This window comes from Streptomyces sp. NPDC048057, assembly GCF_040653095.1.
Classification (GTDB): Bacteria; Actinomycetota; Actinomycetes; order Streptomycetales; family Streptomycetaceae; genus Streptomyces.
Genome location: NZ_JBEZNF010000009.1, coordinates 253,876 through 272,719, shown reverse-complemented (window position 1 = coordinate 272,719; position 18,844 = coordinate 253,876). Strand labels below are relative to the sequence as shown.

Here is an 18,844-nt window from a genome sequence, read left to right as displayed (position 1 = left end):
CCAGAAGGGCGTCCAGGTTTGTCTTCACACACCGACCAACGGGCGCCCTTCGCCATGGTCGCGGCCAGCACAAACATCGGACTCATTCATCTAGGCGTAGGCGATCGCGGGAAGTGAGTCGACCACCACAACTTGACCATCCGAGTGGGCCGACTCCTGGCATGCTGGACCGACCATCATCCTCAGCCTTGCTTGCGCTTGGAGACACCTTTCTGACCTGCACAGATGCAGTACCGCCGAGGCGCTGCAAAAATCAGGTGGAGAGCAACTCCCGGAAGGCTCCTGACCTGGGACTTTACCCTCGGGTCGTCATCAGCCCAGGAGGGTTCGCAGCCTGGCGTGGTGGTGGTGTGCATGGTGCGCTCCGTGGTCGTCATCAGCCCAGGAGGGTTCGCAGCACGGGCCCGCACCTCTCCAGAGGCGGGCCCGTCGGTGTCGTCATCAACCCAGGAGGGTTCGCAACACCATCACGACCGCCGCACCGTGCCCGAGCGTCCACGTCGTCATCAACCCAGGAGGGTTCGCAACACGAGGCGTGCCGCCGCGTACGCAGTCCAGGACACGGTCGCCATCAACCCAGGAGGGTTCGCAACCGGCCCGCCCCTCACACGTCGCGATACCCACTGCAAGTCGTCATCAGCCCAGGGGGATTCGCAACGTCGTCTGCGGCGCCGTCGCGGGCACCTGCTTAACGGGTCGTCATCAGGCCAGGAGGGTTCACAACCAGTGCCGGCGGGCCTCGGCCGCGGTGGTGTAGCTGGTCGTCATCAGCCCTGAAGAGTTCGACGGCAGTAATCCATCCACAACCGCGAGCGCCGTCACAGCACGCACTGCAGCAACCCTTCGGTAGCGCAACCTCCCAGGTCAGAGCGCTTTGGCCAAGCCTGCTCCGCAGGCGCATGCTGGTTCAGAGGTGACGCGCTCAAACCGAGCAGCATCGCGGACACGAACAGCTACCAACGGCTCCCCGATATCGCTGAGACCGTCATCTCCGAGCACGGAGTCACCACTGCGACCTCCTACCACACGGGGGATAGCCGAGGTGGCATATGACAAGAAATCACCCTCTTGCTCACTGAGGCCAACTAGCCTTCGCCAAATGGGAGTTCAGACGTGCATTCGACGCGCGACAACACATCTCCACGGACGACCAAAATGCGCATAAAGGTAGATGTCCAAGCCGACCAACCGAGCCTCTCCTGGGAGGACGTACACGGACCAGCACGTGCCGTCGTCTACCGGCTGCTAGAGGAGCACGACCCCGCCCTCGCTCAGTCTCTGCACGACGAGGGCTGGCATGGTCACCCGCTGAAGCCGATCGGGATCACCAGCCCTCAGTTCAAGGGAGCGCCCCGAAAGCGCGGCGTCTACACGACCTCCCAAGCAGGATCGATCTGGCTCGGGTCGCCGGTGCCCGAGATCGCTTCGGCGTTGGTGGCCGCCCTCGCGCGGCGGACCGAGATCGTCTGGGGGGCTGCTCGCTTGCCTATCCAGGGCTTCACCGTCGAGGTCGGTACGCCGACACCCGCCCAAGGGGTGGTCGAGATGGAGACGGCGACTCCGGTCGTCGTGCGGCACGACGGGCGCGAGTTACTGCCCCGCGACGAGCACTTCGTCGAACGCTTGCAGCACAACCTCACCCACAAGGCAGATGTGTTGGGACTGCCTGCTCCGCGCGGGCTGCGGGTGCTGGAGGCTGGGCCGCGGCGGCGGTTCTCCGTACGGGGGGCGCCTCGGATCGGGGCGCAGGTGCGGGTGGCGATGGAGGCCGATCCGCGGTTCGTGGACGCCATTCGGTCGTGGGGGCTCGGCCTCGACACAGTGCAGGGGTTCGGGTGGATCCGGTGAGCGGTGGGGCTCTGACCGCGACCGGGCATCCCTTGCAGCGCGCCGGAGCGTGGGCCGTGACCGTCATCGCCGAGAGGGAACGACCTGACCAGGTGACCTCGGAGGACCTCGACGGCGTTGCCCGCTCCGTGCTGGCCGATGCCGTGCACTGCGCCGTCGCAGCGAGGACGGTTGCGGCGTACGACTGGTGGAAGGTCCTGTTCGCGCTCTACCCGAACTCCAAGCCGACCCATGCCGGCCGGCCTCGCGACAAGGCTCTCCTCAGGGAGGCCATGGAGCCGATGTTCGCCCCGGACGACGACACTCAGGCCCCGCGCCCCTGCACCTTCTGCGGTACTCCGGCGTCGGTTCTGTGGGCCAAGTCGATGCTGCCGCTCTTCGACACCAACAAGGCGCTGAACTCCTTGCCGCCGGGGATGCGCGGCTGGCCCGTGTGCCGGGGTTGCCGGGTCGCGATGTGGGCGCTTCCGTACGGGGCGTGGGTCACGGCCGGATCGGCGACGGTGCTCTCGTGCGAGAGCCCGGCCGCCGAGTACGAGTTCGCGGCACGGAACGTGGAGCGAGCCCGGCGTATCGCGCACATCGGCTTCTCCGGTCTGGGCGCCGGCGCTCGCCCCGAACTGGTCGCTCTGCGTGCGCTGCGCGCGGTCGACGGCGGACTGTCCGCCACCACGTTGTGGAGCTTCAAGAACGACAACCAGGAACCGTGGCTGCGGGTTACCCGGACGCGTCGAGCGGTACCGCGCTTCCTCGCCATCGTGGACGGCAACAAGGTCCTGCGCCGTGGATGGCGGCTGATGGAGCTGGCACTCACCCAACGGGACCGCGAGGGTCTGGTCTCTGCTGACGGGGCGGGCGAGGCGGCGCGTCTGGTCTTCGAGGCCGAGGACGGGCGCAGCCGTTCCCTGCTGTCGCAGGCCCATCGGCTGCTGTGGGACACCGATCGGTGGACCGGCGGAGATCGTACGGCCCTGACCCGGCTCGCTTTCCGATACGAGAAGGAGGTACACGGCATGGAGCCGGACCTGAAGGGCGTGGCGACGCTGATCGCCGACTGGATCGAGCACGGCAGTGGCAGCCCGCGCGGCCGGCTGGCGGAGTACCGGAACGCCGGGCTGAACGGCTACCAACTCGGGCAGCTCCTCTACCAGGCCGGGTACCGGCTGAAGCTGGACGGGCGGAAGGTCGAGGTCGATCCGGCGGCCTGGCAGCCGTTGATCGGGAAGCGGCCCCGCGCCTGGGAGCACCGCATGCTGCTGGGCGCCGAGGTGCTGCGCGTCCTCGGTGAGCGCGGCATCGAAGTCGCCGAACCGCCGGAGGATCCGCAGGAGCGGAAGCGGGTCGAGGCCCTGCTGGAGCAGCCGGTGCTGGCGGCGGACGACGAGTACTACTTCGGAGGGGCGTAATGGCTTATCTGGCAGGCAGGATGCTGGTTTCCGTGGAGGCCGGCGCCCCGAACAACGGCAAGGGCGAGGACACGACGGCCCGGGTGAAGTACGCGACCGTACGCGGCCGTCGCCACCCCTACGTCTCCGCCCAGGCCGTGCGCCGTTGGATCCGGGACGGGATGGTGGAGCGGGGCGTGCCCGCGTCGCCCGTGACCCGGGTGGGCAAGGCGCAGAACCGGGCCCAGAAGGCCAACACCGACGCAGACCCGATCACCTACGCCGACGACGATCTGTTCGGGTACATGCGGGCGGGTGCGAAGAAGGACGACGCCGCCACGACGCTCCGCGACAGCCCGTTCATGCTCGGCACGCTGATGTCGGTGGTGCCGGTGCACCCGACGGAGGACTTCGGGGTGATGTCGCGCGGGGTGAGTGAACCCGTTCTGCACGGACACGAGTTCTACACCGCCGACCTCGCCGCTCCGTTCCTGCTCGACCTGCCGAGGATCGGCACTTTCACCCTGCCGAACTCCGACGGCGTCGGGCGGCCGAACTACCTCACGCAGGAGCAGGCCCTCCAGGTCGCCCAGGCCGCGGCGCTGGGTGCCGGCACCGAAGTGTTCCGCGGTCAGGGTGCCGTACGGCTGCCGGTCGAGGAGCGCCGTCACCGGGCCGCGCTGCTGCTGGAGGCGATCGCCCATCTCAGCGGAGGCGCCAAGCAGGCACTTCACTACGGGGACCGAGTTCCGTCCCTGATCGTCATGGTGCCGTTCAAGGGGGGTGTCAATCCGCTCGCGCATGTGATCACCGGCGATGAGGACGGCCTGGTGGTACGGGGCGACGTGCTACGCAAGGAACTGGCCGCGTGGAACGGGGAGTGGGTGTCGCCCGTCCGGGTGGGATGGCGGCCCGGGTTCCGCGACGACCTGCGGGAGGACTTCGAGAAGGTGTGTGCGCAGGAGATCGCCGACGGCACCGTCGTGGTGGATCATCCTCGTACGATCCTGCTCGGTCTGGCGTCAGAGATGCGCGAAGGCGCATGGGACGCCTGGTTCGACGACGCGGCTGAGTGACCACGGTGTCGTACGCCGAACCGCTTCCGGCGTGGAGGCTGACGTTCTACGCGCCCGTGGCGTCCTTCCGGGACCCGTTCTTCCCCGGGCTCACCCGTGGGCTTCCGGTGCCGCCGCCGTCCACGGTGCGGGGCCTGCTCGCCGCGGCCACCGGGGCGCCGTACGAGTCCCTGGCCTTCGGCATGGCCGCCTGGTCGGAGGGCGAGGGGGTGGATGCGGAGACGTACCACCCGATCGACGCGGGCGGCGCCAACCCTGCCGTGTCGGGGCGGGTGCGCGCGGGCAAGGGCGGGATGACCCTGCGGATGCGGCCCTTCCGCGCGGACGTACATCTGACGGTGTGGCTGCCGGGTCCGGAGGGTGACCGCGTCGCCCGGGCGTTCCGGCGCCCCGTGTGGGGTCTCCGTCTCGGTCGTTCGCAGGATCTGGTCCACCTCCAGGAGCGTGTGGAGGTCACGCTCGGACCGGTCACGGAGGCGGTCGTGGGGTCGGCTCTGGCGCCGACCACCGGCCACGACGTGCCGTACGCGACGGTCCACCGGATGGCCGCGTCCATCTCGACGGACCGCATGACCAGCCGCTGGTCCGACTACCTGTGGTGCGACACCCCCGCGGGCCGGTATCCGGTCCGCGGCGCCTACGAGGACACCGACTACCAGAAGAAGGGACAGGCCCTGTGGCTCCTGGAGCCGTGACCGGCCCGCCGCCCTGGCGGACCTCCCTGGGCGACCTACGGGCGAAGTCCACGCCGATCCACGACCGGGAGCGGCTCACCACCCACTCCCGTACGGTCCATGCCGCGGTCGGCCCGATCCAGGACCGGGTGGGGAACGCAGGTGTCCTCGCCGACGCGCCGGCCTTCTGGTCCCGCGTCCGGCGGGCCGCGCTCCTGCACGACGCCGGGAAGATCGCCGAGGGCTTTCAGCGCCAGGTGGACATCGGCGGGGTGCCCTGGGGCGAGCGACACGAGGTGTTGTCCCTCGCGTACGTCGATCTGCTCGCCGAAGCCACGGGGTGGACCGCGGAGGACCGTCTGATGGTGGCGACGCTGGTGGCCACCCATCACCGCGCCCTGCTCAGCGGAGACAGCGGCGGCCACGGGGGCAAACCGGCCCTGAGCCGGCAGTACAACAAGGAGACGGACTGGAACGAGGCGTTCGGCACCGGTGCCGACCTCAGGACGGGCGAGACCGTGTCGCAGGTGCCGCGCTTCCTGCACCGGGAGTGGCTAGCGTGGCTCTGCGGCTATCTCGCCACGGATCCGCCCACGACCTCCCCCGGTGACCCGCCGCTGGCACATCGCGCCCGGGACGTGTTGGAGGAACTGCTGAACGCCTGGCGGCAGCCCGTCAAACCCCATCGCGGGCTGCTGGCGGTCCTCGCGCAGGGCGCGCTCACCCTGGCCGACCGGTCCGGTTCCGCGCATGTCGCCCTCCAGACCCACATGCCGCTGGCTTCCGACTATCTGGCGCGTCTGCCGTACGAACCCCACGTCCACCAGCTGCGGGCCGCGGAATCCTCGGGCCATCTGGTGCTGATCGCGCCCACCGGGAGCGGCAAGACCGAGGCCGGACTCGCGTGGGCCGCTGGACAGATGGCGACGATGTCCGGTCTCCCGCGCGTGGTGTGGACGCTGCCGTACAAGGCGTCGTTGAACGCGATCCGCCGCCGCTTCGCCGACAACCTGATCCCGGCGCCGGGCGAGCAGAAAGCGGACATCGGACTGCTGCACGGCACCGTCGCTCAGACGCTCCTCGCCGAGGCGCTGGAGGACGACTGCGCCGCCGGGGACCCACACACCGAACCGACGGCGGACCAGGTGCGGAAGGCCCGGGCGCAGGCGAACGCGATGCGGCTGTTCACCCATCGGCTACGGGTCGCCACCCCGCACCAGCTCCTCAGCGGAGCCGTGGCCGGGCCGACGTACTCCTCCGTACTGCTCGACCAGGCGAACGCCCTCTTCGTCCTGGACGAGCTGCATGCGTACGAGCCCGACACCTTCGGGCGTCTCTGCGCGGCGATGCGGCTGTGGGAGCGGCTCGGCAGCCGGTTCGCCGTGCTGTCGGCGACGCTCGCCGACACCATGGTCCAGATCATCGAGGAGAGCGTCGAGCAGCCGGTCACCGTCCACCGCGCACCGGCGGGTACACGTCCCGTACGGCACCATCTGGTGCTGGACGAACGTCCGGTGGACGCTCCGGAGAGCGTGGAACGGCTGCGGGAGCAGTTACGGGAGGGACACAGCGTCCTCGTCGTGGCGAACACGGTCGCCCGCGCTCAAGCGTTGTTCGAACAGCTCACCGAGGAGGCGCGGGAGGCACGGCCCGGTGACCCCAGCGCGGCACTCCTTCTCCACTCGCGGTTCAAGAACGGTGACCGGGACGCGATCGAGAAGGCTTTGCTGCGGCGCCATCCCGAACGCAGGGAGGGAGATCCCGCGCGTCGAGGCGGACTGGTGGTCGCCACCCAGGCGGTCGAGGTGTCCCTCCAGCTCGACTTCGACCGCGGTGCCGTGGAATGCGCCCCGGTGGAAGCGGTCGCTCAGCGCGCAGGACGGGTGAACCGGCGCGGGCTGCATCCCGAAGGGCCGGTCGAGTTCCGTGTCCATCCGGTCGAGAAGCACAAGCCGTATGCTCCGGGCGCGATGGACGCTTCGTGGAACGCGCTCACCAGTCTCGCCGCCGACGGTGCGACCGCGCTCAGCGAACAGGACATCGACGAACTACTTCGACGGGCGTACGACACCAAGTGGGGAGAGGAGTGGGCAGAGGAGGCCCGACGGCAACGGGACGAGTTCACCGCACGCTTCCTGACCTTCACGGACCCGTTCCACGACCGGAGCGAGTTCGCGCACGCCCTCACCAAGGCGTTCGACAGCGTGGAGGTGCTCCATCACGAGGACAAGGCCGAATATCAGGCGCTGACCAGGGGAAGGAAGGGGGACCCGCTCCTCGCTTCCCGGCTGCTGATCCCCCTGCGCCTCGGGCAACTGACGGCATTCGGCTGCACGTACGACCCCTACCTGAAGGTCCACATCAGTGAGGGCGAGTACGACGACGTCCTCGGCCTGCGCCCTCTGGCCAGCCAGGAGACGATCCTGTGAGTCCCGATCCCGACCTGCCGGCCGACGACGAGACCGCCGTCGGTGGCGTGCACATCAAGTACCTCGTCCACTGTCCGCGGCAGCTCTGGCTGTACGCGCGGGGCTACCGTCCCGAACACCGCAGCGACCTGGTGGCCTTCGGCGAGGTGGTGGACGACACCACCTTCACCCGGCGTCGCGACGTCGACCTCGGTGAAGCGAAGATCGACTGGGTGACGACCGGAGCCGTCGTCCACGAGACGAAGTCCTCCCGGGCCCCGGCACCCGGGCACACCGCCCAGGTCAGGCACTACTGCCTGCTGTTGGAGCGCCGAGGTGTCAACGTGCGGGGCGGTGTCGTCCACTACCCCCTGATCCGCCGCACGACGGATGTCGTCTGGGACGACGACGCCCGCGCCGAAGCCGAGGACACGGAGGAGCGGGCCCAAGCCGTCGTCGCCGCCTCCGTGGCTCCCGACCGTCTGATCCGCGGCAAGTGCCGCGGATGTTCCTACCTCGACTACTGCTGGGGAGACTGATGCCCGCCGTCGGCCGTACGTACTGGCTGACCGAACCCTGCCGGATCCGCCGCGAGGACAACAGCGTCCGCGTCGAGCGCCCGGACGGCAGCCCGGTCCGTATCCCCATCACCGACATCCGTGACCTGGTCGTCTTCGACCACGTCGACGTCAACACGTCAGCACTGTCGCTGCTCAGTCGCAACGGCGTCACCGTGCACATCCTCGACCACTACGGCAACCACGCCGGGCACTTCAGCCCGGCCGAGTCCATGTCGTCCGCCACGGTCGTGCGACGCCAGGTCGAGATCACCGCCGATGAGGAGCAGCGGCTCGCGATCGGTCGCTCGCTCGTGCTCGCCACGGCGGAGAACATCCGTTGGTCGCTAGACACCGACCTGCTCGACTCGGCGCTGGAGTCGTTGAAGGACGCGCTTCCCGAGTGCCGGACGAACGACGCGATCATGGGCCAGGAAGGAAACTTCCGGCGTACGGCCTGGGCCGTGCTCGACAGTCGCCTACCGCCGTGGCTCCGGATGAACGGCCGCACGCGCCGCCCGCCGACCAACGCGGGCAACGCGTTCGTCAGCTACCTCAACGCCCTGGTGTACGCCCGACTGCTGACCGCGCTGCGCAGCACGCCGCTGCACCCGGCGATCGGCTTCCTCCACGCGGACACCGACCGCCGGAGGAACACCCTTGCCCTGGACCTGGCGGAACCCTTCAAGCCGCTGTTCGCGGAACGCCTGCTGCGGCGCGCTGCGAGCCAGAAGCACCTGAAGGAGAACGACTTCGAGACCGACGTCGGCCGCGCATCGCTCAGCAAGGACGGCCGCAAGAAGATCGCCGCGCTGGTGAGGGAGGAGCTGGCGACCACGGTCCACCACCGGGGACTCAAACGCCAGGTGAGCTATGAGGAGCTGATGCATTTGGAGGCCCTGAAGGTCGTCCGCCTGTGCCTTGAGGGCACGCCGTACAAGCCGTTCCGGCCGTGGTGGTGAGGGGACTTGTTCGTCATCCTGGTGTACGACACGGCAGTGGAGCGCAACCCGAAGGTACTGAAGACGTGCCGGAAGTACCTGCACTGGACCCAGCGCAGCGTCTTCCAGGGCGAGCTGTCCGCGGCGCAGTACAGGGCGCTGATGGCCGCGCTGGGAAGCGTGATCGACCCGGAGTACGACAGCATCGTCACGTACACGGCACGCTCACCGGACATGGTCGAGGCGGCGACGCTCGGGGTTGCGCTGGGTGGGCCGGGGGACATCCTCTGACCTGCGCGGATGCATCACCGTCGAACTGCTGCGGAATCGTCGGGCGAAGGTGCACGTGGGAGCCGTCTGACCTGGGGTTTTACCCTCGGGTCGTCATGAGCCCTGGAGGGTTCGCAACTGGGGTGCCGGGCGGCGAAGCCTTGCGAGCCACGAGGTCGTCATGAGCCCTGGAGGGTTCGCAACACGCCGGGCAGCACCGGGTACGAGGCGACCGTGCGGGTCGTCATGAGCCCTGGAGGGTTCGCAACGTGCTGTACTGCCGCAGCTGGTCCCCGTCCCAGCCCGTCGTCATGAGTCCTGGAGGGTTCCCAACCCGCTACTGAGACAAGCGTCAGGCAGCCTTCCCGAGATCCCGAAAAATGGCCCGCTTGGAACAGCTCCCCTCCTCATCACCGCAGGTCAGCACCCCAATACCGCCCCCACGACCAAGCGCCTTCTAAGCGCTTGGCCGCAGGTTCGAGTCCTGCCGGGGGCGCCACTGGTGCCCTCCCTTACGGGAGGGCGTTTTTGCTGGTCGGATGCGCTTGATCGGGGCAGTGAAGGGCACGTCAAGGTGAAAGCCGGGGCGCGTTGTCCGCGCCCCGGCTCCAGGGAGATGAACGTCCGGGCGTCACCCCGGCCCGGCCCGCTGACGGCGCAGCGACAGCGGCGGGTCGGAGGTCAGCCTTCGGGGCGGATCAAGCCCCGTTCGTACGCCTTCGCCAGGCGCTGGGGCACCCGGTAGACCACGCCGTCGATCGTGACCGGCACCAGTTGAGGGACGGTCGCCTTCCACTGGGCGCGGCGGTGGCGGGTGTTGCTGCGGGACGTCTTGCGTTTGGGGACGGCCATGAGGGCTCCTCGGTGGTGGGACGTGCGGCCTACCAGGACGACTTGGTGACTCCCGGCAGGAACCCGGCGTGCGCCTGTTGGCGCATCCGTACGCGGGAGAGGCCGAAGGCGCGCAGATGGCCGCGGGGGCGGCCGTCGACGCTGTCGCGGTTGCGGACCCGGGTGGCGCTGGCGTCGCGCGGTTGACGGCGCAGTTCGGCCAGGGCGGAGGCCCGTTCGTCCGGGGTGGAGGACGGGCGGCGGATGATCTCCTTCAGTTCGGCGCGGCGGGCCGCGTACCGCGCCACGACGTCCTTGCGCCGCTCGTTCCGCGCGATCTTGCTCTTCTTCGCCATCAGACCTTCCCTCCCCGTGCTCGAATCCTGGCGACGGCGGCTTCGATGCCGATCGCGTCCACCGTCTTGATCGCCTTGGTGCTCAGCACCAGACGGACGTACCGCCGCTCACTGGGCAGCCAGTACCGCTTGCGCTGGACGTTCGGGTCGAAGCGGCGCGAGGTGCGCCGGTGGGAGTGGGAGATGGAGTTGCCGAAGCCGGGCTTGGCGCCGGTCAGTTGGCAGTGGGTGGACATGGGCGGGTGCTGCCCCTCTCGCCGGGAGTTTTACTGGTAATGAAAACCATTGCCATATACTACCTCCATGGCACGCAACGAGCTCCGTCCGGTCATCAAGCTCCGCTCCACCGCGGGCACCGGATTCACCTACGTGACGCGCAAGAACCGCCGCAACGACCCCGACCGGCTGGTCCTGCGCAAGTTCGACCCCGTCGTCCGCCGGCACGTCCTCTTCCGCGAAGAGCGCTGACCCGCGGGAAACCGGCCCCGCACCCATCGAAAGGACCCCTGCCTTGAAGCCTGGAATCCACCCCGCCTACGGGCCCGTCGTCTTCCGCGACTCGGCCTCCGGCGCCGCCTTCCTCACCCGTTCGACCATGACCAGCGAGAAGACCGTCGTCTGGGAGGACGGCAACACCTATCCGGTGGTCGACGTGGAGATCTCGTCGGCGAGCCACCCCTTCTACACGGGCAACGCACGCGTGGTCGACACCGCCGGCCGGGTCGAGCGCTTCGAGCGCCGCTACGGAGCCCGTTGATGGACCGCGCACACCGACTGCCCGTCGCGATCGTCGCCGGGCTGCACTCCGACGCCCGCAAGGAGGTCGTCGAGCACCTGCTGCGCAACGTGCCGGGGAGTGCGGCGCTGCACCACGACCTGACCGCGGCGCCGGACCGCACCGTCCTGCGCACCGTGCGCGACGCCTCCGGCGTCCTCTCGCGGGCGAGGACCCCGCTGGTCAACGACTGCGCGTGCTGCGCGCTGCGCGAGGACCTCGTGCCCGAGTTGGAGCGGCTCGCGGACGACGGTACGGCCCGACTCGCCGTCGTCGAGCTGTGGGACTCGGTCGAGCCGAAGGCCATGGCGGAGGTCATCGCCGCGTGTGGCGGGGACCGTCTGCTGGTGACGAGCGTGATCACGGCCGTGGACCCGGCCCTCGTCCTGCCGTACCTCGGCAACGGCGACGACCTGGCCGAGGTCGGGCTGGCCGCGGCCCCCACGGACGGGCGGACCGTCGGTGACACCTGGGCCCGACAGTTGGAGTACGCCCCCGTGCTCGCCGTCGTCGACAACGCCGACGCCGACGCCGAGGACCGCGCGCTCCTGGCTCAGCTGCACCCCACCGCGCGGCGCGTCCCGGCCCGCTCGCTGGAACTCGTCGGCGCCGCGATCGCCGGCTTCGACGTCGAGGCCACGGCAGCCGCGCAGCACCCCGCGTGCGCGCTGCTGCCCCAGGACGCGGACGAGGCCGGCGTCACGACCTTCGTCTGGCACCGCCGCCGGCCGTTCCATCCGGAGCGGCTGTACGACGCGCTGGAGGACCTGTGTTGCGCGGCGGCCCGCAGCCGCGGGCGCTTCTGGCTCGCGGACCGGCCGGACACGCTGCTGGCCTGGGACGCGGCGGGCGGGGCGCTGTGCGTGGAGAGCGCCGGCCCGTGGCTGGCCTCGCTGCCGGACGCGGCGTGGGAGATGGTTCCCCCGGTACGGCGTGCGGCGGCGGCGCTCGACTGGCACCCCGACCACGGCGACTGCTGCCAGCACCTCGTCTTCACCTCGCCCGGGCTCGACCGGGACGGGCTGGAGCGGCTCCTCGACTCCTGTCTGCTGACGGACACGGAGTACGCGTCGGGGCGGGAGGCGTGGAAGGAGCTGCCCGCGGCCTTCGACGCCCTCCTCGACGCCGCCTGACCCGCCACCCGTTGGCGCCCCCTGTCACGTACGCCCTCACAAGGAGAGATCCCGATGACCCGCCGACCCCACCCCCGCAAGCCCGCCGCGACCCGCCCCAACCCGCTCGACGCGGCCGGCATCACCTACGTCGACTACAAGGACACCGACCTGCTCCGACGGTTCATCTCCGACCGCGGCAAGATCCGCAGCCGTCGCGTCACCCGTGTGACGGTCCAGCAGCAGCGGGCCATCGCCGCGGCCATCAAGAACGCGCGGGAGATGGCCCTGCTGCCGTACGCCGGCCGTTGACGGGTGGCCTTACGGCTCGGGGTGGAGCGGGGCGTGGTTGGCGCGGATGAGGCGGGTGCCGCCCGCGCGCAGGACGAGGTTGCGCAGGGGGGTGGGGAGGTTGCGGGCGCGGTCGCGGCGGTGGTTCTGGGTGAGGACCCAGTGGACGCGGGCGGCGCGGCGGAGCCGGTAGGCGGCCAGCGCGTCGGCGACACGGTCCGCGGTCGGCGACGGGACGACCCCCGCGAGGAGTTCGCTGAGGACGACGACGTCTTCGAGGGCCATGGCACCGCCCTGGGCCATGCTCGGCGAGCACGCGTGCGCGGCGTCGCCGATGAGGACCGTACGGCCGCGGGTCCAGGAGGTCGGGTCGATCTCGTACAGCGGGGCGACATGGGCGTAGGCGCCTTGGTCGAGCAGGTCGGGCACGGGGCCGGTGAAGTCGGCGAAGCGCTCGCGCCAGTCCCCGACGGGTGGTTCAGGGGTGGCGCTGTTGACGTCGGCGTAGCAATAGGTTCGGTCGCGGCTGAGGGGCACGGTCAGGAAGGTACGGCCGCCGGGCCCGAGGCGGGCGGTCCACGCGGTGGCGGGGTCGCTCACGTGGTGGGCGAGGAAGCGCCAGCAGATCTGGCCGAGGAAGCGGGGAGCGGTGCCGGCGAAGGCGCTGTGGCGTACGGCGGAGTTGACGCCGTCGGCGCCGACGACCAGGTCGTACGTCTGCCGGCGGCCGTCGGAGAACGTGACGGAGCCGTCCGGCGCCGCGTGCTGCACGGCAACCCCGGTGCGCACGGTGTCGGGGTCGACAGCCGCGTACAGGATCGTGTGGAGGTCCTGGCGGCTGAGGGCGCAGCAGTCGCCGACCCCGTCCCAGACGTCGCTGACCCGGTAGCCGGTGAGGGGGCGGCCTCGGTGGTCGAGGACGCGCTGGTGGGTGACGGGGTGGGCGCGTTCGGCCAGGGCGGGTCCGTAACCGAGGCGGGTCAGGGCGCGGACGGCGTTGGCGGGGAGGTAGAGGCCGGCGCCCGCGCTGCGGAGCTGGGCGTCGCGTTCGACGACCTCGGCCCGGACGCCGTGGTCCGCGAGGGCGCGGGCGAGGGCCAGTCCGGCGATGCCCGCGCCGGCGATGAGGATGCGTAAGGGGGTCATGGCGCGATCCGGAGTCGTGTCGGTCGGCCCGCGCACCGGTTACGGGCGGTGGGCGGGCGGCGTACGGGGGCGGGTCCACCGTCCCGCAGGACCGGCTCCGTACGCGGGAGCCGTGCCGTAGAGCCTGGTCAAAAGCGGTCGCGGGGCGATTGTCAGTGGCGGCGCCTACCGTGGTCCTGGTCGAACGCACACCGCACCGCTCGTACACCACTGCACTCGTACACCGTCACCAACTCGCACCGCGCAGCCTCACCGCACCACTCGTACAACAGCACTCGCACCACACCCCTGGGGAAACCATGTTCGCGAGCCACGTCGTCGTACCGGAGCACGCACTGCACCCGTCGATCGTCCACGAGCCCACGCGCCGGGCACTCACCCGACGTGCGGGGCTGCACGGGCACGGGCTGGTCAGCTTCCATCCGCTCGCCGCACCGGTGGCGCCGACGGTCCGCGAGCACCTGATCGCGCTCGGCGGCGATCCGGAGGCGCTGGACGGGGAGTTGGCGGAGCTGGTGCTGATAGGTCACCTGGTGGTGGAGGGGGACCCGGAGGGCGAGGAGGTCGTCGTCGACGGGTCCACGGGCCGGGTGCACAGCATGTGGCTGTACGAGAAGTCCCCCGGCACGGCGGAGGTGTTCCCCCTCGCTCCCTCGGTCGACGCGCTGCTCCGGTTCCTGGCCGCGGTGGACGACTTCCGGGGCAGGCGCGGACGGTTCGCGGCGCTGGCCGGGCGGTCGGGACCGGAGGCGGTGCGGGAGGCCGAGGCGCTGTTCACGGGGGTGTTCGACGAGGAGGAGTGGGGCGAGGACGGATGGGGCGCGGCCGAGCCCCCGTCGGACGGGGAGCACGCGATACCGGCGCTCTGGCGGATCGCCGCGGTGATCCGACCGCTCGGGCTGATGGCCGGTGCGGGGGACGGATTGGCGCTGGACCTGCCGGCAGGGCTGTTGGAGGACGCGTTCGGGGCGGACGAGGTGGTGCGGCTGTCCGAAGCGCAGTTGCCGTCGGCCCTGGTGCACGGGCCGACCCGGCGGTTCCTGACCGAGGTCGGGCTGCCCGGTGACGGGATCATGTTCTCCGGGCCGGCCGCGGAGCCGCTGCCCGTCGTCGCACAGGACCGTGCCGGCGACGGGCCGTTGCCAGCCGACGCGGAGCACCTGATCGTGCTCGGCGGGCTGGTCCACGACTTCGAGGTGCTGCTCGACGGCCGGAGCGGCGCGCTCTTCTATGCGCCGTTCGACAGCGCCGAGGCCGTGCCGGTGAACACCGACGTGTCGACGCTGGCGTTCACCCTGTGGCTGCACCAGTGCGAGCAGGAGGCGAACGAGGAGCACGACTTCACGCAGGACTTCTACCACCCCCTGGCCGACACCATGGTGGAGGTCCTGGCCTCGGTCGACCCGGTCGCCTGTGCGCCCGCCTCGGACCCGGACGACTTCCGGTACTGGCCGGAGGTCTTCCACGACGAGGCGGGCGGGGTGCTCTGAGCCCGGCCCCCGGATCTTCCCCAAAGACCTAGGGGCGGGTCCGCCACAGGTCGCGGAGCAGGGCGATCTCGGCCATGTGGTGGATGAATTCGAGGTTGCTGCCCGTCAGCACGAAGGCGTACGGGTCGTCGGGCGCGGAGCCGTAGGGGTACTGGGAGAAGCCGACGGTGTCGAGTTGCTCCTCGGTGACGGTGGCGGCGCCCTCGCGCCAGCGGTCGATCGTCGCCCAGAAGCGTTCCAGCGCCACGTCGGCGGAGGGGCTGAAGTCGACCATCAGCTTGGGGTCCTGGCGCCGCTCGCCGAAGGTCCACTCCCACTCGCCCGCGAAGCAGTAGTGCAGGTGGCCCAGTCGCCAGGCGATGGTGGTGACCGGGGCGTTGTCGGGCGGCGGCGGGCCGACGTGGGCGAGGACCTGCTCGACCCGTTCGACGCTGACGCTCCAGTCCTCGGCGATCTTCGCGACGGTCATGCCGTCGGCGACCTGCCGGGCGACTTCGGCGTACTCGCTCGCCGGAATGTCCGGGGCGCCCTGGTCGAGCAGCCACTCCCCCGGGCCGAACGCCCTCGGCGTGGTCGCGTCGGCCCGGCGCCGGATCGACCAGCAGTCGGGCACCGGCTCCCACAGGTACTCCTCGTCGCTGAGCCCCGCCAGCCGCACCTCCGCCGTCTCCCTGGCCCAGTCGAACTGTTCCAGCAGCAAGCCCAGGCGGTCCATCCGTACCTGCCCGTCCCCCATGTCCTGCTCCTTTCGCACCCGCGCACCTCGCGGGCAGTGCTCCAGCGCAAGCTAGCGGTCCGCCCCCGCCGGGCGCGACGGCTTTCCGTACCGGTGCACGGAAGGGCTCACGGACCGGGGTGCGGGACGGCCCTCACGCCGGGTCCGGCTCCGGATCCCGCGCCGGGTCGCGGCCTGGGCCGTACGCGTACGATCGGCCCGTTCCGTCCGCCATCCGTCGAACGAGAGGTGCTTCAGGTGAGCGTCGCCGTCCCGTCGCCCCGCGTCGCCGCCGGACCGCTGTCGATCCACCGAACGACCCGTACCGAGGACGGTCAGCAGTTGCACGCCCTGCTGTGGCGGGCCGGCCCGGGCTGGCGGATGATCAGCAGCGCCGTGCTCGGCGGGGGGCTGGGCGAGCGCTCCTGGGTCCTCAACGCCCAGGTCGCCCACGGCTACCGGCGCACCGACCCCGACGCCCACCTCGCCGAGTTGGCCGACGCCGCCGGGGTGTTCGGGCCGGGGGTCGGCCTCATGACGGCCGCCGACGTCGGCGCGTACGGGCGCGGGCACGACGGCGGGGTGGACGCGGTCGCCACCGCCGGCCTCCGGGTCCGCGGCTGGGCAGCCGCCCCGGACACCGGCCCGTCCGCGACCACCCCGCCCGGCACCGTCAACGTGATCGTCGCGCTGCCGGTCGCCCTCACCGACGCGGCCCTGGTGAACGCGGTCGCCACCGCCACCGAAGCCAAGGTCCAGGCCCTGCTCAGGGCCGGATACGACTGCTCCGGCACGCCCACCGACGCCGTCTGCGTCGCCGCGCGCACCCCCCGCGACGGCGCGGAGGTCCACCCCTTCGCCGGTCCCCGCTCGCTGTGGGGCGCCCGGCTGGCGCGCGCCGTGTACGAGGCCGTACGGACGTCGGTGCCCGCGCCACGGCCACAAGGCGCCGCTGACCTGCGGAGCCCCGCAAGCACTCCGTGACGCGTGTTACACTCCCCGGGAAGATCATCATGTAGTCGAGGAGTGGCAGACATGTCGGTGGGTGACGACGACATCTCCGGGTGATACCCGGACCTGACGGCCACCGGCCGGTGCATCGGAGCACCGCCGCGAGTGGCCTCCCAGTCGTCCCCCTTCCCCGTCTGCCGAGGCGACAGCCCCCTGTGCGCGCTGCGTCGCCCTCCGCACCGTCTCTTTCGAGGTGGCTCCATGTCCATGTCTTCGCATTCCGCTGCGTCCGCTGCGTCCGCTGCGTCTTCTGCGTATTCCGTCGTCTGCTCGAACCTGTCCTTCGCCTGGCCCGACGACACCCCCGTCTTCGAGAACCTGTCCTTCAGCGTCGGCCCCGGCCGCACCGGACTCGTCGCGCCCAACGGCGCCGGCAAGAGCACCCTGCTGAAGCTGATCGCCGGTGAGCTGCGACCCGGCACCGGCTCGGTGACCGTCAACGGCACGCTGGGGTACCTGCCGCAGAGCCTGCCGCTGACCGCCGACCTCACCGTGGCCCAGGTCCTGGGCGTGGACGCGGTGATCCGGGCCCTGGACGCCGTCGAGTCCGGGGACGTCGCCGAGGAGCACTTCGCGACCATCGGCGACGACTGGGACATCGAGGAGCGCACCCGCGTCCAGCTCGACCGGCTCGGTCTTGACGGCCTCGCCCTGGACCGCGTCCTCGGCACGCTCAGCGGAGGCCAGGTCGTCTCGCTGGGGCTCGCGGCCCAGCTGATCCGCAACCCGGACGTGCTGCTGCTGGACGAGCCGACGAACAACCTCGACCTCGAAGCCCGCCACAAGCTCTACGACGTGCTGGAGGGCTGGCAGGGCTGTCTGCTGCTGGTCAGCCACGACCGGGTGCTGCTGGACCGGATGGAGCGCATCGCCGAACTCGGCCGCGGCGAACTGCGCCTGTACGGGGGGAACTTCACCGAGTACGAGGCGGCGGTGCGGGCCGAACAGGAGGTCGCCGAGAAGAACGTGCGCAACGCGGAGCAGGAACTCAAACGCGAGAAGCGGGAGCTGCAGCAGGCCCGGGAGCGCGCCGATCGCCGGGCGAGCAACGCCGCGCGCAACCTCAAGAACGCCGGTCTGCCGCGCATCTTCGCCGGGAACATGAAGCGGGGCGCGCAGGAGTCCGCGGGCCGGGCCGGACAGATGCACTCCTCCCGGGTGAGCGAGGCGAAGGCCCGGCTGGACGAGGCGGGCCGGGCGCTCCGCGACGAGCAGCGCATCACGCTGGACCTGCCGGACACCGACGTGCCCGCCGGGCGCACCCTCTTCCTCGGCGAGGGCATGCAGGCGCGGCTCGGCGAGCGGGCCGCGTTCGGCGAAGCGGGCGTCGACCTGACGGTCAAGGGGCCCGAGCGCATCGCGCTGACCGGCCCGAACGGCGCGGGCAAGACCACGCTGATGCGGCTGGTCAGCGGGGACCTGGCACTGGAGGGCGGGGAGGTCCGGCGGGCGGACGGCCGGGTCGCGTACCTCTCACAGCGGCTGGACCTGCTGACGCCGGACCGTACGGTCGCGGAGAACTTCGCCGCGTTCGCCCCCAGCCGTCCGGAGGCCGAGCGGATGAACCTGCTCGCGCGCTTCCTCTTCCGGGGCGCCCGGGCCCATCTGCCGGTCGGCGTGCTCTCCGGCGGGGAGCGGCTGCGCGCCACGTTGGCGTGCGTCCTGTGCGCCGAGCCGGCCCCGCAGTTGCTGCTGCTGGACGAGCCGACGAACAACCTCGACCTGGTGAGCGTGGGGCAGTTGGAGGGCGCGCTGGCGTCGTACCGGGGTGCGTTCGTGGTGGTCAGCCACGACGAGCGGTTCCTGGCGCAGATCGGGGTGGACCGCTGGCTGCGGCTGGCGGACGGACAGCTGACGGAGACGGGAGCGGCCCAGGTGTGACCCGCTGACGTGTCGATGACCGGGCCCGCCCGAGGCAGTCGCCCGCGGGCCGAGCGAACGATCACGTTGGACGGACA

20 protein-coding genes and 1 tRNA gene are annotated in these 18,844 nt (G+C 70.8%); 16 read left to right on the top strand and 5 right to left on the bottom strand.

All coding sequences use genetic code 11. The annotated features are described in order from the left end of the window. Positions 1-1,113 precede the first annotated feature (1,113 nt). The 9 genes from cas6 to AB0E05_RS13280 all read left to right on the top strand — a co-directional run bounded on the left by cas6 (position 1,114) and on the right by AB0E05_RS13280 (position 9,658). A complete protein-coding gene (gene cas6 / locus AB0E05_RS13320) occupies positions 1,114-1,848 on the top strand; it encodes a CRISPR-associated endoribonuclease Cas6 (protein WP_361962513.1) in 735 nt (244 codons plus the stop codon). Positions 1,849-1,904: 56 nt separating this feature from the next. Further along, positions 1,905-3,254 (top strand): hypothetical protein, encoded by a 1,350-nt coding sequence (locus AB0E05_RS13315; RefSeq protein WP_361962511.1) that lies wholly within the window; start codon positions 1,905-1,907, stop codon positions 3,252-3,254. Beyond that, positions 3,254-4,309: a type I-B CRISPR-associated protein Cas7/Cst2/DevR gene (gene cas7i / locus AB0E05_RS13310; protein WP_361962509.1), complete on the top strand. Its 1,056-nt coding sequence runs from the start codon at positions 3,254-3,256 to the stop codon at positions 4,307-4,309. Before AB0E05_RS13315 ends, cas7i begins: the two co-directional genes overlap by 1 nt. Next, the gene (locus tag AB0E05_RS13305; protein WP_361962507.1) at positions 4,306-5,004 is read left to right on the top strand and encodes a CRISPR-associated protein Cas5; all 699 of its coding nucleotides are present in this window, start codon (positions 4,306-4,308) and stop codon (positions 5,002-5,004) included. The genes cas7i and AB0E05_RS13305 overlap by 4 nt, the downstream gene beginning before the upstream one ends. Next, positions 4,986-7,412, top strand: coding sequence for a CRISPR-associated helicase Cas3' (gene cas3 / locus AB0E05_RS13300; protein WP_361962505.1), 2,427 nt, complete (start codon positions 4,986-4,988; stop codon positions 7,410-7,412). The genes AB0E05_RS13305 and cas3 overlap by 19 nt, the downstream gene beginning before the upstream one ends. Beyond that, positions 7,409-7,930 carry a CRISPR-associated protein Cas4 gene (locus AB0E05_RS13295; protein ID WP_361962503.1) on the top strand — a complete coding sequence of 174 codons (522 nt, stop codon included), beginning with the start codon at positions 7,409-7,411 and terminating at the stop codon, positions 7,928-7,930. The genes cas3 and AB0E05_RS13295 overlap by 4 nt, the downstream gene beginning before the upstream one ends. Then, the gene (gene cas1b, locus AB0E05_RS13290; RefSeq protein ID WP_361962501.1) at positions 7,930-8,910 is read left to right on the top strand and encodes a type I-B CRISPR-associated endonuclease Cas1b; all 981 of its coding nucleotides are present in this window, start codon (positions 7,930-7,932) and stop codon (positions 8,908-8,910) included. The genes AB0E05_RS13295 and cas1b overlap by 1 nt, the downstream gene beginning before the upstream one ends. 6 nt (positions 8,911-8,916) lie before the next feature. Then, positions 8,917-9,180 carry a CRISPR-associated endonuclease Cas2 gene (gene cas2 / locus AB0E05_RS13285; RefSeq protein WP_361962499.1) on the top strand — a complete coding sequence of 88 codons (264 nt, stop codon included), beginning with the start codon at positions 8,917-8,919 and terminating at the stop codon, positions 9,178-9,180. Positions 9,181-9,576: 396 nt separating this feature from the next. Then, positions 9,577-9,658: transfer RNA gene (locus AB0E05_RS13280), tRNA-Arg, on the top strand. Positions 9,659-9,840: 182 nt separating this feature from the next. On the opposite strand, the gene rpmF is transcribed toward AB0E05_RS13280, so the two are convergent. From rpmF to rpmB, 3 genes are read right to left on the bottom strand one after another with little or no spacing between them, the layout of a single operon-like run. After that, positions 9,841-10,011 carry a 50S ribosomal protein L32 gene (rpmF, locus tag AB0E05_RS13275; protein ID WP_361962497.1) on the bottom strand — a complete coding sequence of 57 codons (171 nt, stop codon included), beginning with the start codon at positions 10,009-10,011 and terminating at the stop codon, positions 9,841-9,843. Between the two features lie 29 nt (positions 10,012-10,040). Further along, positions 10,041-10,346: a 30S ribosomal protein S14 gene (gene rpsN, locus AB0E05_RS13270; protein ID WP_361962495.1), complete on the bottom strand. Its 306-nt coding sequence runs from the start codon at positions 10,344-10,346 to the stop codon at positions 10,041-10,043. Then, entirely contained in the window at positions 10,346-10,582 is a 237-nt protein-coding gene (rpmB, locus tag AB0E05_RS13265) for a 50S ribosomal protein L28 (RefSeq protein ID WP_361962493.1), read from the bottom strand. The genes rpsN and rpmB overlap by 1 nt, the downstream gene beginning before the upstream one ends. A gap of 67 nt (positions 10,583-10,649) precedes the next feature. On the opposite strand from rpmB, the gene rpmG reads away from it, so the two are divergent. Genes rpmG through rpsR form a run of 4 tightly spaced genes read left to right on the top strand, consistent with a single transcriptional unit; the run spans position 10,650 to position 12,545 of the window. Continuing rightward, entirely contained in the window at positions 10,650-10,814 is a 165-nt protein-coding gene (gene rpmG, locus AB0E05_RS13260) for a 50S ribosomal protein L33 (protein ID WP_361534422.1), read from the top strand. A gap of 43 nt (positions 10,815-10,857) precedes the next feature. Next, the gene (locus AB0E05_RS13255) at positions 10,858-11,103 is read left to right on the top strand and encodes a type B 50S ribosomal protein L31 (protein ID WP_361962491.1); all 246 of its coding nucleotides are present in this window, start codon (positions 10,858-10,860) and stop codon (positions 11,101-11,103) included. Next, positions 11,103-12,254, top strand: a complete 1,152-nt coding sequence (locus AB0E05_RS13250) for a GTP-binding protein (protein WP_361962489.1) — start codon at positions 11,103-11,105, stop codon at positions 12,252-12,254. The genes AB0E05_RS13255 and AB0E05_RS13250 overlap by 1 nt, the downstream gene beginning before the upstream one ends. A gap of 54 nt (positions 12,255-12,308) precedes the next feature. Next, positions 12,309-12,545 carry a 30S ribosomal protein S18 gene (rpsR, locus tag AB0E05_RS13245; protein ID WP_361962487.1) on the top strand — a complete coding sequence of 79 codons (237 nt, stop codon included), beginning with the start codon at positions 12,309-12,311 and terminating at the stop codon, positions 12,543-12,545. A gap of 9 nt (positions 12,546-12,554) precedes the next feature. On the opposite strand, the gene AB0E05_RS13240 is transcribed toward rpsR, so the two are convergent. Next, on the bottom strand, positions 12,555-13,670 hold the full coding sequence (locus AB0E05_RS13240; protein WP_361962485.1) for an FAD-dependent monooxygenase: 1,116 nt from the start codon (positions 13,668-13,670) through the stop codon (positions 12,555-12,557). 299 nt (positions 13,671-13,969) lie between these two features. Here AB0E05_RS13240 and AB0E05_RS13235 point away from each other — a divergent pair, with 299 nt between their 5' ends. After that, positions 13,970-15,160 carry an SUKH-4 family immunity protein gene (locus AB0E05_RS13235; protein WP_361962483.1) on the top strand — a complete coding sequence of 397 codons (1,191 nt, stop codon included), beginning with the start codon at positions 13,970-13,972 and terminating at the stop codon, positions 15,158-15,160. 28 nt (positions 15,161-15,188) lie between these two features. Here the strand turns inward: AB0E05_RS13235 and AB0E05_RS13230 are convergent, their stop codons facing one another. After that, entirely contained in the window at positions 15,189-15,896 is a 708-nt protein-coding gene (locus tag AB0E05_RS13230) for a DinB family protein (protein WP_361962481.1), read from the bottom strand. Positions 15,897-16,133: 237 nt separating this feature from the next. Here AB0E05_RS13230 and AB0E05_RS13225 point away from each other — a divergent pair, with 237 nt between their 5' ends. Further along, complete coding sequence (locus tag AB0E05_RS13225; RefSeq protein WP_361962480.1) at positions 16,134-16,859, top strand: adenosylcobinamide amidohydrolase; 726 nt, start codon at positions 16,134-16,136, stop codon at positions 16,857-16,859. A 234-nt stretch (positions 16,860-17,093) separates the two neighbouring features. Next, positions 17,094-18,767: an ABC-F family ATP-binding cassette domain-containing protein gene (locus AB0E05_RS13220; RefSeq protein ID WP_361962478.1), complete on the top strand. Its 1,674-nt coding sequence runs from the start codon at positions 17,094-17,096 to the stop codon at positions 18,765-18,767. Positions 18,768-18,844: the final 77 nt, after the last annotated feature.

Excerpts from the sequence above, each read along its gene's own strand:
- AB0E05_RS13240 (WP_361962485.1), bottom strand. The coding sequence starts at position 13,670 with ATGACCCCCTTACGCATCCTCATCGCCGGCGCGGGCATCGCCGGACTG.
- AB0E05_RS13250 (WP_361962489.1), top strand. The coding sequence starts at position 11,103 with ATGGACCGCGCACACCGACTGCCCGTCGCGATCGTCGCCGGGCTGCAC.
- cas1b (WP_361962501.1), top strand. The coding sequence starts at position 7,930 with ATGCCCGCCGTCGGCCGTACGTACTGGCTGACCGAACCCTGCCGGATC.
- AB0E05_RS13220 (WP_361962478.1), top strand. The coding sequence starts at position 17,094 with ATGTCTTCGCATTCCGCTGCGTCCGCTGCGTCCGCTGCGTCTTCTGCG.
- rpmG (WP_361534422.1), top strand. The coding sequence starts at position 10,650 with ATGGCACGCAACGAGCTCCGTCCGGTCATCAAGCTCCGCTCCACCGCG.
- rpmF (WP_361962497.1), bottom strand. The coding sequence starts at position 10,011 with ATGGCCGTCCCCAAACGCAAGACGTCCCGCAGCAACACCCGCCACCGC.
- AB0E05_RS13235 (WP_361962483.1), top strand. The coding sequence starts at position 13,970 with ATGTTCGCGAGCCACGTCGTCGTACCGGAGCACGCACTGCACCCGTCG.
- rpsR (WP_361962487.1), top strand. The coding sequence starts at position 12,309 with ATGACCCGCCGACCCCACCCCCGCAAGCCCGCCGCGACCCGCCCCAAC.
- rpmB (WP_361962493.1), bottom strand. The coding sequence starts at position 10,582 with ATGTCCACCCACTGCCAACTGACCGGCGCCAAGCCCGGCTTCGGCAAC.
- cas7i (WP_361962509.1), top strand. The coding sequence starts at position 3,254 with ATGGCTTATCTGGCAGGCAGGATGCTGGTTTCCGTGGAGGCCGGCGCC.
- rpsN (WP_361962495.1), bottom strand. The coding sequence starts at position 10,346 with ATGGCGAAGAAGAGCAAGATCGCGCGGAACGAGCGGCGCAAGGACGTC.
- AB0E05_RS13230 (WP_361962481.1), bottom strand. The coding sequence starts at position 15,896 with ATGGGGGACGGGCAGGTACGGATGGACCGCCTGGGCTTGCTGCTGGAA.